14 protein-coding genes are annotated in these 15,211 nt (G+C 71.8%); 5 read left to right on the top strand and 9 right to left on the bottom strand.

The features are described from left to right. Position 1 precedes the first annotated feature (1 nt). A complete protein-coding gene (locus OOK31_RS24045) occupies positions 2-223 on the bottom strand; it encodes a helix-turn-helix transcriptional regulator (protein ID WP_267089370.1) in 222 nt (73 codons plus the stop codon). Positions 224-298: 75 nt separating this feature from the next. Between OOK31_RS24045 and OOK31_RS24050 the strand changes: the two genes are divergently transcribed. After that, positions 299-556: a hypothetical protein gene (locus OOK31_RS24050; RefSeq protein WP_267089371.1), complete on the top strand. Its 258-nt coding sequence runs from the start codon at positions 299-301 to the stop codon at positions 554-556. A 428-nt stretch (positions 557-984) separates the two neighbouring features. Here OOK31_RS24050 and OOK31_RS24055 read toward each other — a convergent pair whose 3' ends face one another. The 5 genes from OOK31_RS24055 to OOK31_RS24075 are packed head-to-tail and all read right to left on the bottom strand — an operon-like array spanning position 985 to position 6,807. Beyond that, on the bottom strand, positions 985-1,995 hold the full coding sequence (locus OOK31_RS24055) for a LacI family DNA-binding transcriptional regulator (RefSeq protein ID WP_267089372.1): 1,011 nt from the start codon (positions 1,993-1,995) through the stop codon (positions 985-987). Then, entirely contained in the window at positions 1,983-3,572 is a 1,590-nt protein-coding gene (locus OOK31_RS24060; RefSeq protein WP_267089373.1) for a glycoside hydrolase family 13 protein, read from the bottom strand. The genes OOK31_RS24055 and OOK31_RS24060 overlap by 13 nt, the downstream gene beginning before the upstream one ends. A gap of 51 nt (positions 3,573-3,623) precedes the next feature. Further along, positions 3,624-4,505, bottom strand: a complete 882-nt coding sequence (locus OOK31_RS24065; protein WP_267089374.1) for a sugar ABC transporter permease — start codon at positions 4,503-4,505, stop codon at positions 3,624-3,626. 2 nt (positions 4,506-4,507) lie between these two features. After that, on the bottom strand, positions 4,508-5,524 hold the full coding sequence (locus tag OOK31_RS24070) for a carbohydrate ABC transporter permease (RefSeq protein ID WP_267089375.1): 1,017 nt from the start codon (positions 5,522-5,524) through the stop codon (positions 4,508-4,510). 8 nt (positions 5,525-5,532) lie between these two features. Continuing rightward, entirely contained in the window at positions 5,533-6,807 is a 1,275-nt protein-coding gene (locus OOK31_RS24075) for an extracellular solute-binding protein (RefSeq protein ID WP_267089376.1), read from the bottom strand. A gap of 222 nt (positions 6,808-7,029) precedes the next feature. Here OOK31_RS24075 and OOK31_RS24080 point away from each other — a divergent pair, with 222 nt between their 5' ends. The 3 genes from OOK31_RS24080 (at position 7,030) to OOK31_RS24090 (ending at position 10,689) form a co-directional block, all read left to right on the top strand. Next, on the top strand, positions 7,030-8,652 hold the full coding sequence (locus tag OOK31_RS24080; protein WP_267089377.1) for a glycoside hydrolase family 13 protein: 1,623 nt from the start codon (positions 7,030-7,032) through the stop codon (positions 8,650-8,652). 26 nt (positions 8,653-8,678) lie between these two features. Beyond that, a complete protein-coding gene (locus tag OOK31_RS24085; RefSeq protein ID WP_267089378.1) occupies positions 8,679-9,710 on the top strand; it encodes a LacI family DNA-binding transcriptional regulator in 1,032 nt (343 codons plus the stop codon). Between the two features lie 94 nt (positions 9,711-9,804). Beyond that, positions 9,805-10,689 carry a phosphatase PAP2 family protein gene (locus OOK31_RS24090; RefSeq protein WP_267089379.1) on the top strand — a complete coding sequence of 295 codons (885 nt, stop codon included), beginning with the start codon at positions 9,805-9,807 and terminating at the stop codon, positions 10,687-10,689. 29 nt (positions 10,690-10,718) lie between these two features. Here the strand turns inward: OOK31_RS24090 and OOK31_RS24095 are convergent, their stop codons facing one another. Next, positions 10,719-12,296: an amidohydrolase gene (locus tag OOK31_RS24095; protein WP_267089380.1), complete on the bottom strand. Its 1,578-nt coding sequence runs from the start codon at positions 12,294-12,296 to the stop codon at positions 10,719-10,721. Then, on the bottom strand, positions 12,218-13,792 hold the full coding sequence (locus tag OOK31_RS24100) for an APC family permease (RefSeq protein ID WP_267089381.1): 1,575 nt from the start codon (positions 13,790-13,792) through the stop codon (positions 12,218-12,220). The genes OOK31_RS24095 and OOK31_RS24100 overlap by 79 nt, the downstream gene beginning before the upstream one ends. 119 nt (positions 13,793-13,911) lie before the next feature. Here OOK31_RS24100 and OOK31_RS24105 point away from each other — a divergent pair, with 119 nt between their 5' ends. Next, positions 13,912-14,520, top strand: a complete 609-nt coding sequence (locus OOK31_RS24105) for a TetR/AcrR family transcriptional regulator (RefSeq protein ID WP_267089382.1) — start codon at positions 13,912-13,914, stop codon at positions 14,518-14,520. A 2-nt stretch (positions 14,521-14,522) separates the two neighbouring features. Here OOK31_RS24105 and OOK31_RS24110 read toward each other — a convergent pair whose 3' ends face one another. Next, entirely contained in the window at positions 14,523-15,179 is a 657-nt protein-coding gene (locus OOK31_RS24110; protein WP_267089383.1) for a LysR substrate-binding domain-containing protein, read from the bottom strand. Positions 15,180-15,211 lie beyond the last annotated feature (32 nt).

The following is a 15,211-nucleotide window of genomic DNA, read 5'->3' on the forward strand; positions in this document are numbered from 1 at the left end:
CTCACGGAGCCGAGCCTCGGCCAGCCGCCAGCCCGAGGAGATGGCGAGCGTCGTCGGGCATGTACAGACCATCAGCGATCCGCTCGTACACATCGAGCCGCGACACCTCACGGCGCCGGTTGATGATCTCGTTCACCCGCGCCTGAGTCATACCGACCGCCGCCGCGATACGCGCCTGGCTGGCTCCGCTGTACTGCTGGACGTATCGGAACACCGCACCCACGTCGCGCGAGCGAAGGGCCTGACGTGCATCTGCGCGTGCTGGAGCGCTTCATCGACTCTTTCGAGGAGGCGTCCGATGACTGAGCAATACGAATACGTGCCGCATCAGCTCCTGCGCCGTCGTGTGCGCGATATCGCCTCGGGCACCGAGGGAGAGCTGATGGCCGTGATCAACGAGGACGTCTCGGACTCCGCCGCCTACGAGCGCTGGATGATGCTGGCCTACATCCGGGGCGCGTCGGGCCGCGAATTCACCACCGCAGTCGACAACATCGAGCCCGCCGCTGACCAGCCACAGACGGACCGCAGACGCCGGAATGAGCGAAGCGCGTAGCGATCTGATGCGCCTGTCTGCTCCGGATGGCCTTCTGGTCGTCATTTCGTGCGGGTAAGGCCGCGCCCTGGCCCGGGAATGGGCTGTGAGCTGGCCGGATGGGTGGATGGCGGCCGGAGACGGCTCGTCTCATCGCTGAGAGACCCGCTCCTCCCTCTCTCCGCCCCGTCCCGTTCTTTTGGGGGTTTCCCGGCAGTCTTCGTTTTTCCGGGGCGGGACGGTCTGTCAAGGGTGGCCGAAGGCCATCGCGAAGCGACGCGACCGAAGGGAGCGCCCTTGACAGGCCGGCCCGACACGGAAGGACGATGAGACTGACGGGAAAGCCCCAACCCCTCCCCGAGACCGCCCCAGGGTGGAACCCGACCCTGACCCGAGGAAGCAGGCGGGCAGCCCCCGCCCCACCCCCCGGGCCCGGGACGTCGGCGGCGTCAGCCCCCCGCCACCCGACCCGTCGACCCCCGGACCACCAGCTCCGGCTGGAACACGTACTCCGTGCGCTGCACCGGCGTGCCGGCCACCGCCTCCAGCAGGGCGCCCACCGCCGCTGTGGCCATCGCGCGGACCGGCTGGCGGATCGTGGTCAGTGGGGGGTCGGTGAAGGCGATGAGCGGGGAGTCGTCGAAGCCGACGACCGAGATGTCCTCCGGGACGCGCAGGCCCCGCTCGCGGGCCGCGCGGATGACGCCGAGGGCCATCATGTCGCTCGCGCACACGACGCCCGTGCAGCCCCGGTCCAGCAGGGCGCCGCCCGCCGCATGCCCGCCCTCGACGGTGAACAGGGTGCGCTCCACGAGCCCCTCCCCGCCCGGCAGGGCGGCCAGGAAACCCTGCTCCTTGCGCGCGGACGGGACGTACCGGGTCGGCCCGATGGCCAGCCCGATCCGGCGGTGTCCGAGCTCCTCCAGGTGCCGCACCGCCATCTCCGCCGCCGCCCGGTCGTCGGGGGAGATGAACGGGGCGTTGACGGACTCGTTGAAGCCGTTGATCAGCACGAACGGCACCCCCCGCGCCGCGAGCCGCTGGTAGCGGACGGGGTCGGCGGACGCGTCGGCGTGCAGGCCGGACAGGAAGACGATCCCCGTGACCCCGCGCTCCTCCAGCTGCTCGACCAGCTCGTCCTCCGTGGCCCCGCCCGGTGTCTGCGTGCACAGCACGGGGGTGTACCCGTGCCCGGCCAGGGCCTGTTCGATGACCTGGGCGAACGCCGGGAAGATGGGGTTGGTCAGCTCGGGTATGAGGAGGCCCACCAGCCCGTTGCTGCGGCGTTTCAGTCTCACCGGCCGTTCGTAGCCGAGGACGTCGAGCGCGGCCAGCACCTTGTGCCGGGTGCCGGCCGCGACGCCCGTCTTGCCGTTGAGCACACGGCTGACGGTCGCCTCGCTGACCTGGGCCTGCGCGGCGATGTCCGTCAGCCGCAGCGGGGTGGTCACCCCCGCCACCACACCGTGCTGTCCGCGGGCAGGACGCCCGGCTCGGCCGGGCCGGCGCTCGCCAGCAGCACCTCACCCGGCGCGGGGAAGCGTACGGCCTCACCGGTCGTGTTCACGGTGCAGACGAACTCCCCCCGCCGGAAGGCCAGCACGCCCGCCGGGGCGTCGAGCCACTCCACCCCGTCGCCCGCCCCCAGGTCGGCCCGCTCGCGCCGGATCCTCAACGCAGCGCGGTACAGCTCCAGCGTGGAGTCCGGGTCGCCGGTCTGCGCGGCCACGCTCAGCGCGGCCCAGTCGGCCGGCTGCGGGAGCCAGCTGCCGCCGTCGCCGAAGCCGTACGGGGCCTCGGTCCCGGACCACGGGATCGGTACGCGGCAGCCGTCGCGCAGCCCGTCCTGCCCGGCCGAGCGGTGGAAGGCCGGGTCCTGGCGGACCTCCGCGGGGAGATCCACGACCTCCGGCAGCCCGAGCTCCTCGCCCTGGTAGACGTACGCCGATCCGGGCAGCGCCAGCATCAGCAGCGCGGCCGCCCGGGCCCGCTCCAGGCTGCCGAAGCGGGTGCGGTGGCGCACCACGTCGTGGTTGGACAGCACCCAGGTCGTCGGCGCGCCCACGGGCCGCATCGAGTCGAGCGAGTCGTCGATGGCACCCCTCAGCGCCTCGGCGTCCCACCCGGTCCCCAGGTAGTGGAAGTTGAAGGCCTGGTGGAGCTCGTCGGGCCGCAGGTACATCGCGGTGCGGTCCGCGCTCGGCGTCCAGGCTTCGGCGACGCCGATCCGGTCGCCCGCGTACTCGTCGAGCACCTTCCGCCAGGAGCGGTAGATCTCGTGAACGCCGTCCTGGTCGAAGAAGGGCAGGACCTGGTTGCCGAGGAGCTTGAGCTGTTCGTCGCGCCCGAGGTCGGGCAGGCCGGGGGCCTTGACGAGGCCGTGGGCGACGTCGATGCGGAAGCCGTCGGCGCCGAGGTCGAGCCAGAAGCGCAGGATGGAGCGGAACTCGTCCTGGACGGCGGGGTGTTCCCAGTTGAAGTCGGGCTGCTCGGGGGCGAAGAGGTGCAGGTACCACTCGCCGTCGGCCACTCGCGTCCAGGCGGGGCCGCCGAAGATCGACTCCCAGTCGTTGGGCGGCAGCTCCCCGGACTCGCCCTTGCCGGGGCGGAAGTGGAACCGCTCGCGCAGCGGCGTCCCGGGGCCTTCGCGCAGCGCCTGCTTGAACCATTCGTGCTGGTCGGAGCAGTGGTTGGGGACGAGGTCGACGATGATCCGCATGCCCAGCGCGTGGGCTTCGCGGATGACGGCGTCGGCGTCGTGGAGGTCGCCGAACATGGGGTCGATGGCCCGGTAGTCGGCGACGTCGTAGCCGGCGTCGGCCTGCGGGGAGGCGTAGAAGGGGCTCAGCCAGACGGCGTCGACCCCGAGTTCCTTGAGGTAGGGCAGGCGGCTGCGGATGCCTTCGAGGTCCCCCATGCCGTCCCCGTTGGAGTCGGCGAAGCTGCGCGGATAGACCTGGTAGATCACCGCGTCTCTCCACCAGCCGGGCCGGGTGCCGGTGGTGGTGGGAAGTGCGTCGGCGAGGTGCTGGGTCATGTCGTCCTTGGAGAGGTCGGGCCGGGGGCGAGAGGGGGCGGGCGCGGGTGGTCAGCCCTTGGTGGCGCCTGCCGTCATCCCGGCGACGAGGTGACGCTGGGCGAAGAGGAAGAAGACCGCCGCCGGGATCGCGATGAGGACGGAAGCCGCGCTCATGGCACCCCAGTTGGAGGTGTACTGCGTGACGAAGGTCTGGAGTCCGCCGGCCAGGGTGAGGTTCTCCTCGCCGACCATGAAGGCGGAGGCGTACGCGACCTCGCCCCAGGCGGTGATGAAGGCGTAGAAGCCGGTGACGGCGAGGCCGGGCTTGGCGAGGGGCAGGATGAGGCGCCAGAAGGTGCCGAAGGGGTTGAGGCCGTCCACCCGCCCGGATTCGTCGATCTCCACCGGGATGGTGTCGAAGAAGCCCTTCATCATCCAGGCGCAGAACGGCACGGCGATGGTGAGGTAGGTGATGATCAGGCCGAGGGGCTGGTTGAGCAGGCCGAGGTCGCCCATCAGGTTGTAGAGCGGGACGATCAGGATGGCCATGGGGAACATCTGCGTGATGAGCAGGGTCCACATGAGCGGCTTCATGCCCGGGAACTTGAAGCGGCTGACGGCGTAGCCGGTGGTGGCGGCGATGAACACGCCGAGGACGGTGGTGATGCCGGCGACCAGGACGGAGTTGGCGAACCAGCTGAGGAAGTGGCTGTCCTCGAGCAGGTAGCGGTAGTTCCCGAAGGTCGGTTCCTTGACGAAGTCCGTGGTGATCGCGTACTTCGCGGGCTTGAGCGAGGTCAGCAGGATCCACAGCACGGGGAACACGGCGATCACGGAGGCGCCGACGAGGGTGGCGTGCAGGGCGAAGGAGGCCAGCGGGGAGCGGGTGCCCCTGGGGCGGGCGGCGGCGGTCGTGGCGGCGGCCGTGGTCATGTCGGTCGTCTCGGTCATGGTCACCACACCTCTCCCTGCTTGCGCAGCGAGCGCCGGTAGACCAGCGCGAAGATCATGAGCAGGGCGAGGATCAGTACGCCCCAGGTCGCGGAGCCGGCGAAGTCGCGCGGGCTGGCGATGAAGGCCTCGCGGAAGGCCTGGGTCACGAGGATCTCGGTGGAGTCTCCCGGTCCGCCGCGCGTGAGCAGGAAGATCACCGGGAACATGTTGAAGGTCCAGATGGTGGAGAGCAGGATCACCGTCATGCTCACCGCGCGCAGTCCGGGCAGGGTGATGTGCCGGAAGCGCTGCCAGGGGCCGGCGCCGTCCATCTCGGCGGCCTCGTAGAGCTCTCCGGGGATGGACTGCAGTCCGCCGAGCAGGGCGACCATCATGAAGGGGACGCCGAGCCAGACGTTGACGGCGATGACGGAGACCTTGGCCCAAGTGGGGTCGTCGAGCCACGGGACGGCGGCGATGCCCCCGCCGTCGAGGACCTTGTTGAGGATGCCGTTGTCGCGGTTGAAGAGGAACCGCCAGGCGAAGACGGAGACGAAGCCGGGGACGGCCCAGGGCAGGATGAGCGCCATCCGGTAGGCGGCGCGGCCGCGGAACTCCCGGTTGAGCATGGTGGCCAGGGCGAGGCCGAGGGCGAAGGTGATGGACACGCAGGCGACGGTCCACAGCACCGTCCACACCAGCCGCTGCCAGAAGACGGGGTCGCCGAGCACGGCCGCGTAGTTGTCGAGTCCGACGAACTCGTACGTGGCCTCGATGTGGCGGACGCCGATGGTACGGGCGACGTTGCGCTCGTTGGCGTCGGTCAGCGAGAGGTAGATCCCGCGGACCAGCGGCCACCCGATGATCACGCCGAGGACGAGCACCACGGGGGCGACCATGGCCCAGGCGTACCAGTGCGTGGCGAGGGCGCGGGTGAGACCGCGCTTGTTTCCGGCAGTCGTGCGGCGGGGGCCGCGGGCGACGCTCTCGGCGTCACCCGCGGCCTTCGCCACCGACTGGCTGGTGTCGGCAGCCATCGTTCCTACTACTTCCAGCCCTTGAGGATCTTGCGGAACTCGACGCCGGCCGCCTTGGCCGCGTCCTCGGGGGTCGAGGCGCCGGTGACGGCCTTGGTGTACTCGACCTTCAGCGGCTCGAAGAGGGAGCCGTTCTCCGGGATCCAGGCGCGCTCGACGGCCTTGTCGACGGCCGGCTTGAAGAACTGGACCATCTCGCTGCCCTTGACGTCGGGCTGCTCGTAGGCGGCGGTGCGCGTCGGGAGCAGGCTGAGGTCCTTCGCGGACTGGACCTGGACCTCCTGCGAGGTCATGTACTCGACGAAGGCGTGCGCGGCGGCGGTGTTCTTCGAGCCCGCGTAGACGGCGAGGTCGTGGCCGCCCTGCGGGGCGCCGGCCTTGGCCGAGCCGGCGGGGACGGCGGCGACGCCGAGGTTGGACTTGTCCTTGAACTGGTCGCCGGCGTAGCTGTCGGCCACGGCCCACGGGCCGTTGATCATCATCGCGGCCTCGCCCGACTTGAAGGCGGTCTGCATGTTGGTCCAGCCGTCGGTGGCGTTGGTGACCGCCGCGCCCGAGGTGACCAGGTCGCGGGCGGCCTTGAAGGCCTTGACGCCCGCGGCGTTGTCGACGGTGACCGTCTTGGTCTTGGCGTCGACCAGGTCGCCGCCCTCGCCGTAGATGAAGGGGAGGAACCAGTAGGAGTCGTCGCCGCGCAGGTAGAGGCCGGTCTTGCCGCTCTTCGCCTTGATCGCGGCGGCGGCCGTCTTCAGCTCCTCCAGCGTCTTGGGGGGCTGGACGCCGGCGTCGGCGAGCATCTTCTTGTTGTAGAAGAGGCCGAGGGTGTCGATGACCTGCGGGACGGCGAAGGTCTTGCCCTCGTACTTGCCGCTGGCGGCGGCCTGCGGCAGGAACTCGGCGTCGATCTTCTTCGCGGTGTCGGCCGGGACCTCGTCGAGGTAGCCGAGCGAGGCGAAGTCGGCGACCCAGCCGACGTCGGCGCGGATCACGTCAGGGGCCTCGGAGCCGCTGCTGAAGGCGTTCTTGACCTTGTTCTGGGCGTCGCCGTACGGGATGTTGACGTACTTGACGGTCACCTTCGGGTGCTTCGCGGTGAACGCCTCGGCGATCTTCTGGAAGCTGGCCTTCTCGGCGTCGTTCGACGTGTCCCACCAGGTGACGGTGCCGCTGAGCTCGCCGCCGGCCTTGGTCTCGCCGTTGGCGTCCTTGGTGTCACCACCGCAAGCCGTAACCGCGAGCGCCAGGGTCGCGACCAGCGCGGTGGCCGCTATGCCACGCCGCATATGAACTCCTTCGATGATCCCGGCCGCGCCCTCGCGGTCCCGAGTTGCCAGGAACGTAACAAGCCTGCAAGCCGACCGAAAGACCTTGCGGCAAATTTCTGCAAGACGAGCTGATCGTTACATCCGTGTGTCCCGAAGGTTGCCGCAGCTTGCTGTTAGTTCGAGTCACCTTCGAGTGTCCGGGCCCGCAACCAGGGGCCGTGCAGCCGCGTTGGACCCGATATGACCCACGAGTTGACGGCCCTCCCGCTTGCAAGCGCTTCCAGCAACACCACCGCGGGCGGCGGCTGGTGGCGCGACGCCGTCATCTATCAGGTGTACGTGCGCTCCTTCGCGGACAGCGACGGCGACGGCGTCGGGGACCTGCGCGGGGTCCGCGAGCGGCTCCCGCACCTGGCCCGGCTCGGGGTCGACGCCGTGTGGCTCACCCCCTTCTACGTCTCCCCGCAGGCCGACGGCGGCTACGACGTCGCCGACTACCGGGCCGTCGACCCCCTCTTCGGGGACCTCGCCGACGCCGACGACCTCGTCCGGGCCGCGCACGCGCTGGGCCTGCGGGTGATCGTCGACGTGGTGCCGAACCACACCTCCGAGCGCCACCCCTGGTTCCTGGCGGCCCTCGCCGACGAGCCCGGCGCCCGTGGCCGCTACCTCTTCCGCCCGGGGCGCGGCGCGGACGGGGCCGAGCCGCCCAACGACTGGGAGTCCGTCTTCGGCGGACCCGCCTGGGCCCGGGTCCCGGACGGGGACTGGTACCTGCACCTCTTCGCGCCCGAGCAGCCCGATCTGGACTGGGAGAATCCGGAGGTCGCGGAGGAGTTCGCCTCCGTGCTGCGGTTCTGGCTGGACCTGGGCGTGGACGGCTTCCGCGTCGACGTCGCCCACGGCATGGTCAAGGCCCCCGGCCTGCCCGACATCGGCCGGGGCGCCCAGGCCACCCTGATCGGCACCGAGCCGCTCCCCTTCTTCGACCAGGACGGCGTGCACGAGATCCACCGCTCCTGGCGCCGCCTCCTCGACTCCTACGAGGGGCAGCGCATCGGGGTCGCCGAGGCCTGGGCGCCCACCTCGGAGCGGCTCGCGCTGTACGTGCGGCCCGACGAGCTGCACCAGGCCTTCAACTTCCGCTTCCTGAACTGCCCCTGGGACCCGGCCGCGATGCGCACCGTCATCGACGAGTCGCTGGCCGCCACCGCGTCCGTGGGCGCCCCGACCACCTGGGTGCTGTCCAACCACGACGTGGTGCGGCACGTGACCCGGTACGGGGGCGGGCCGCGCGGCCTGGCCCGGGGGCGGGCGGCCGCGCTGCTGATGCTGGCGCTGCCCGGGTCGGCGTACGTCTACCAGGGCGAGGAGCTGGGCCTGCCCGAGGTGAGCGACCTGCCCGACGAGGCCCGCCAGGACCCGGCCTTCCACCGCTCCGCCGGGCAGGAGGGGCTGCGCGACGGCTGCCGGGTCCCGATCCCCTGGTCCGGGCAGGAGGCCCCGTACGGTTTCGGACCCTCGGGCAGCTGGCTGCCGCAGCCGGCCGGCTGGGCGGAGCTGACGGTGGCCGCGCAGACCGGCGACCCGCACTCCACGCTGGAGCTGTACCGCGCCGCCCTGGAGCTGCGCCGCGCGGTACCGGGCCTCGGGGGTCCCGAGTCGGGGCCGCTGACCTGGCAGGGAGCCCCCGACGGGGTGCTGCTGTTCACCCGCCCCGGCTTCGCCTGCACCCTCAACACCCGCGCGGCCGCGGTGGAGCTGCCGGCCCCCGGCCGGCCCGTGCTGTCCAGCGCGCCGGTCGAGACGGACGGCCGCACGGTCCGCCTTCCCCCCGATTCGTGCACGTGGTGGGCATTCTGAAGGCGCGACCGGTACAGTCCAATCCCGTGACCGCACGGCTAGCCGACATCGCAGCCCAGGCGGGGGTCAGCGAAGCCACAGTCAGCCGCGTGCTCAACGGCAAGCCCGGTGTGGCCGCGGGCACCCGTGAATCCGTACTGGCCGCCCTCGACGTGCTCGGCTACGAGCGGCCCGTACGGCTGCGCCAGCGCAGCGCGGGACTCGTCGGGCTGATAACCCCCGAGCTGGACAACCCCATCTTCCCGGCGCTCGCGCAGGTCATCGGCCAGGCGCTGACCCGGCAGGGGTACACCCCGGTGCTGGCCACGCAGACGCCCGGCGGGTCCACCGAGGACGAGCTGACCGAGATGCTGGTCGACCGCGGGGTCTCCGGGATCATCTTCGTGTCCGGGCTGCACGCCGACACCACCGCCGACATGACGCGCTACGACCAACTGCGCGGCCAGGGCGTCCCGTACGTCCTCATCAACGGCTTCTCCGACAAGGTGCGGGCCCCCTTCGTCTCCCCCGACGACCGGGCGGCGATGCAGCTCGCGGTGACCCATCTGACGGCGCTGGGCCACACCCGGATCGGGCTCGCGGTCGGGCCGAAGCGGTTCGTGCCGGTGCTCCGCAAGATCGAGGGCTTCCGGCTCGGGATGAAGGAGCGGCTCGGGCTCGGCGAGGCCGAGACGGAGGAGCTGATCCAGCACTCCCTGTACACGCTGGAGGGCGGGCAGGCCGCCGCGAGCGCGCTCGTCGCGCGGGGCTGCACGGCGATCGTGTGCGCGAGCGACATGATGGCGCTCGGCGCGATCCGGGCGGCCCGGCAGCAGGGGCTGCGGGTCCCGCAGGACGTGTCGGTGGTCGGCTTCGACGACTCCCCGCTCATAGCGTTCACGGACCCTCCGCTCACCACGATCCGCCAGCCCGTGCAGGCCATGGGGCAGGCCGCCGTGCGCACCCTGCTGGAGGAGATCGGCGGTACGCCGGCCCCGCACAGCGAGTTCGTGTTCCTGCCGGAACTGGTGGTGCGCGGGTCGACGGCGTCCGGGCCCGGGCAGCGGCGCAGGCCGTAGGGGTCCGTCGTAGTCCCCAGGGCTGAGCACAGGCGCCGAAGACCGTCCCGAGGGATGATCGGAGGCGGTAACGCATCTGGCAGACTCTCTCCTCATGGGTGAATCGAGCGTGAAGACACTGGAAACCCGGACGGACGTCTCGTCACCCATCGTGACCGGGATCGAGACCCGCCCGGAGTCCGAGGATGCCCTCCTCACCCGGCTCCGCGCGCCCCGCCGGCCGAGGATCTGGTTCGAGATCCTGCTGATCGCCGTCAGCTACTGGACGTACTCGCTGATCCGCAACGCCGTGCCCGAGCAGAAGGCGGCCGCGCTCGCGAACGCCGACTGGATCTGGAGCGTCGAGCGCGGTCTCGGCATCGCCGTCGAGCAGTCCGTCAACCACGCGGTGAACTCCGTGACGTGGCTGATCGTGGGCATGAACTACTACTACGCCACGCTGCACTTCGTCGTGACGATCGGCGTGCTGGTGTGGATCTACCGCTTCCACCCGGGGCGTTACGCCGCCACGCGCCTGATCCTCTTCGCCACCACGGGCGTGGCGCTCGTCGGCTACTACTTCTACCCGCTCGCGCCGCCCCGGCTGATGAACGGGCAGGACTTCGTCGACACCGTGCTGGTCCACCACACCTGGGGTTCGATGGCCTCGGGGAACCTCAAGCACATGTCGAACCAGTACGCGGCGATGCCGTCCATGCACATAGGGTGGTCGCTCTGGTGCGGGCTGACGATCTTCGCGGTCGCCTCCGCCCCCTGGGCCCGGATCCTGGGCCTGCTCTACCCGACGGCGACCCTGGTCGTCATCGTGGCCACCGCGAACCACTTCTGGCTCGACGCCCTCGGCGGCATGGCCTGCCTCGCCTTCGGGTACGGGGTCTCCCGCGCCTGGTACGGCTCGCTGCCGCACCGGCTGCCCCGCCACCCGGCGCACATCGGGCCCCACCCGGTCTCGGCGGCGCTGAACCGCTTCCGGCGCTAGCACCTCACCGGAAGCGGTAGCCCCTCCCCCTAGCCCCGGTGCGTGATCCGGCCGCCCGACATGGTCAGGCGTACGGGGGCCTCGGCCAGCTCGTCGGGGGTGGCCGTGACGGGGTCCAGGGTGAGGGCCGTCAGGTCCGCGCGGAAGCCGGGGGCGATCCGGCCCGCCACCGCCTCCTCCCCCGCCGCGAGCGCCGCGTGGGAGGTCATGCCCTCCAGTGCCATCAGCCCGGTCAGGGCCCGGCCCGCGGCGGCCGCGCCGCGCGGGCTGCGGGCGGTGGCCAGTACCTGGCGGGCGTCGTGGTGCGCGATGGGCCAGTCGGAGCCGAGGGCGAGGACGGCGCCCGCGTCGCGCAGGTCCCGGCAGCGCCAGGCCCGGCCGGCCCGTTCGTCCCCGAGGCGCTTGGACCACTCGTCGGTGTGGTCGGCGCGGGTGTACGCGGTGTGCGGGGGCTGCATGGAGGCGATCACCCCGAGCTCCGCGAACCGCTTCAGCTGGTCGTCGGGGACGGTCTCGATGTGTTCGATGCGGTGCCGCATGCGGGCCCGCTCGCCGAGCCCGGCCACCGTGTCCAGGACGTGCCGCACGGCCGCGTCGCCGATGGCGTGGGTGACGGTGCGCACCCCGGCCGCGTCGAGGACGCGTACGGCGCGGGCGTAGGCCCGGGGGTCGGGCCAGAAGGCGTCGGTGCCCTGGCCGTGGCAGTCGGCGTGCTCCAGCCAGGCGGTGCCTCCCTCGACGCTGCCGTCCATGAAGAGCTTGACCCCGCCGACCTGCCAGTGGCGTCCGGCCCGCCCCTGGAGCTCGATGAGCTCCGCGAGGGTGTCCTCGTCGGCTCCGGGCATGCACCAGGGGGCCAGGCGCAGCCGCAGGGGCAGGTGGCCCTCGTACTCGACGGTGGCGAGGAGGGCGGGTACGTCGCCGCCGCCGAGGTCCATGACGTGGGCGCCGGTGAGGCCGGTGGCGGCCATGGCGGAGAGGAGCTCGACGAGGCGGGCGCGGCGCTCGGCGGCCGGGGGCCTGGGGGTGAGGGAGCCGGCCAGTTCCATGGCGGCGTGTTCGACGAGGTGGCCGGTGGGGCGGCCGTCGGCGTCGCAGACGATCTCGGAGCGCTGGGCGAAGGTGCGGGGGCCGGTGATGCCGGCGGCGGCGAGGGCCGGGCCGCTGGCGAGGGCGGAGTGGCCGTCGTAGAGGCGCAGGAAGGCGGGGGCTCCGCCGAGGGCGTCCTCGATGAGGTCCCGGTGGACGGGGCGGCCGCCGAAGGCGTTGTGGTCGAGGCCCCAGCCCAGGACCCAGCCGCCGGTGCGGGGGGCCGTGCGCAGGGCGGCGCGCAGCTGGTCGAGGTCCTGGACGGCGGTGAGGTCGGTGCCGGCGGCCATCTCGACGCCCCAGACGGGGTGGCTGTGGGCGTCGGTGAGGCCGGGGGTGAGGGTGGCGCCACCGAGGTCGATGACCTCGGTGCCGGGTCCGCGCCAGTCGCGTACGTCGTGCTCGTCGCCGACGGCGAGGATCTCCCCGTCGCGTACGGCTACCGCGCCGGCTTCGGGGCGGCCGGGGTCGAGGGTGCGGACGCGGGCTCCGGTGAGGACGGTGTCGGCAGCGGGCACGGCTCTGCTCCTTCAGGGGCTTCGGGGGCTTCAGGGGCTTCTGGGGCGGGTTCTTCGGCGAACCGGGCGTAGGTCTCGGGGCGGCGGGTCTTCAGGCGGCGGGCCAGGGCGAGGCCGAGGAGGAAGACGGCGGGGACGAGGGCGACGAGGACGGTGTTGACGGCCGGGGAGGCCATGGTGAAGAGGCTGACCTTGGAGACGACGAGGACGATCGCGACGGTCAGCAGGAGGGCGGCGGCGACGGGCGCGACCACGGTCCGCCAGGGGCCCTCGCCGTGCCCGTCCGGTTCTGCGGCGGTGCGGCGGAAGTAGACGGGTACGGCGATGGCGGCGAGCAGCATCAGTGCCATGAGGCCGATCATGCCCGGGGTGTTCACCCAGAGCAGGAGCTGCTGGTACGGGTCGGCTCCGGCGAGCGCGAACCCGAGGACGACGACGGCGCCGAGGGCGCTCTGGGCGGCGCCGGCGAGGTACGGGGAGCCGTGGCGGGGGTGGACGCGGCCGAGGACGGCGGGCAGGACCCCTTCCTCGGCGAGGGCGAGGGCGTAGCGGTTGATGGCGTTGTGGAAGGCGAGGAGGGAGGCGATGACGCTGGTGACGATGAACAGGTGCATCAGGTCGGCGGCCCAGGGTCCGACGTAGGTGGTGATGGCGGTGAAGAAGAGGCCGCCGGGGTCGTCGGTGGCGGCCTTGACTACTTCCTCGGCGCCGAAGGCCTGGATGACGGTCCAGACGACGAAGGCGTAGAAGAGGCCGAGGAAGGCGACGGCGATGTAGGTGGCGCGAGGGATGGTGCGGTCGGGGTCGCGGGCCTCGCGGCGGTAGATGACGGTGGACTCGAAGCCGGTGAAGGCGGCGAAGGCGAAGGCCAGGACGGCGGCGGTGCCGGGGACGAGGACCGCGCCGGGGGCGAAGGAGCCGGCGGAGAGGCCGTGGGCGCCGCCCTTGAGGAGCACGCCTGCCGCGAGGAGGACGAGTATCCCGGTCTCGGCGACGAGGAGGACGCCGAGGAGCTTGGCGCCGAAGTCGATGGAGCGGTAGCCGCCGTACCAGATGAGGAGGAGCCCGGCGAGGGAGACGGGCAGCCAGGGGATGTGGATCCCGGCGAGGGCGAGTCCGGTGTCGGCGGTGGTGGTGCCGAGGAGGCCGTAGACGCCGATCTCCATGCCGTTGTAGCCGACGAGGGCGAGGAGGGCGGCGCCGATGCCGACGTGCTTGCCGAGTCCGCGGGCGATGTACGCGTAGAAGGCGCCGCCGCTCCTGACGTGGCGGCTCATGGTGGTGAAGCCGACGGCGAAGACGGCGAGGGTGATGCCGGCGAGGAGGTAGCCGGCGGGGGCGCCGATGCCGCCGAGGAGGATCGCGACGGGGGCGACGCCGGCCATGACGGTGAGGGGGGCGGCGGCGGAGACGACGAAGAAGGAGATGTCGGCGGTACCGAGCGCGCCGGAGCGCAGGGGGGTCGCGGGTCTGTGTGGCTCTGGCGTTTCGGGCATGCGGGGGCACCCTTCTGCGAACGGCAGGCGGCGGGAACGTAAACCTAAAGGCTTTCGGTTCGCGGCAATGTAGCCTCCGGTTTTGGCGTACGGGAAGACCTGACGGCGGGAGAAAAACGATGGCGCGGCCACGCACCCCCTTGCTGGACCGGGAGCGGATCGGTGCTGTGGCCCTGCAACTGCTGGCGGAGCAGGGCGAGTTCAGCGTTCCGCAGATCGCGCGGGCGCTGGGGGTGCAGACCGCCTCGGTGTATCACCACGTGGACGGCCGGGCCGGGGTGATCGAGCTGATACGGGAGCGGGTGTGCTCCGGCATCGACGGCGAGGCCCTGGCCTCGGAGCCCTGGGACCGGGCCCTGGAGGCGTGGGCACGCTCCTACCGGGCCGCCTTCGCCGCCTACCCCCGCGCCATCCCGCTGCTGATGACCACCCCGGTACGGGCGCCCGCCGTGCTCGCGCAGTACGAGCAGGCGGTGGCGCTGCTGGGCGCGGCCGGGTTCCGGGCGGAGGACGTGATGCCGCTGCTGACCGGCCTGGAGAACCTGGTCCTCGGCTCGGCGCTGGACCTGGCGGCCCCGGAGGCCATGTGGGAGCCGACCCCGCAGACCCCGCTGCTGGCCGCCGCCCTGGCGGCGGGTGGCCCGGGCCGCGCGGACGCCGCCTTCGACCTGGCCCTGACGGGCCTCCTCGCCCACGCGCGGGCACTGCGGGAGGGGACGGCGGGCTGACCTCAGAGCGACATGGTGCCGAGTTCGCGTGCGACGCGTACGAAGGCCCGGACCATGGGGTTGTCGTCGTCCGAGCGCCGGACCAGGCCCCAGCGCAGCATCGGTGCGTCGTGGAGGTGCAGGTAGGTGATGTCGGGGCGGACGTAGAAGCGGGTGACCTGGGCGCCCAGGGGATGGATGGCGTCTCCGGCGGAGACGATCGCGTAGAGGTGGTCCAGGTCCGCGACGTTGAAGTTCCGTTCGATCGTCCGGCCGCTGGGCGCGTAGAAGGGTGTGAACGCGTCCTCCCAGTAGTCCGGCTGCTTGGTCTCCCCGCCGAGGACCCCGTAGTCGGCGAGCGCTTCCACGGAGACCGACTTCCGGTCCGCCAGCCGGTGGTCGGAGGCCACCGCCGCGACCCGGGCCTCCTGGAACAGCACCGGGCCCACGCTGAGATCCGGTTCCTCGACGGGAAGCCAGGAGACCAGCAGGTCGATCTCGCCCCTGCGCAGCGGCCCGAAGGGATCGACGAAGCCGTTGTGACGCAGCCGTAGGCCCCATTGCGGATGCAGGGACCTGAAGGCGTCCCAGAAGGGGCGGAGTTCGTGTCCGTTGCTCACCATCATGCCGATCCGCAGCAGGTCCGTCTTGCCCTGGGCGGTGAGCCTCGCCCGGTCCATGCTCGCCTTCAGCCCCTGGTAGACGGGGCGCA

Source organism: Streptomyces sp. NBC_00249 (assembly GCF_026342355.1).
Lineage (GTDB): Bacteria > Actinomycetota > Actinomycetes > Streptomycetales > Streptomycetaceae > Streptomyces.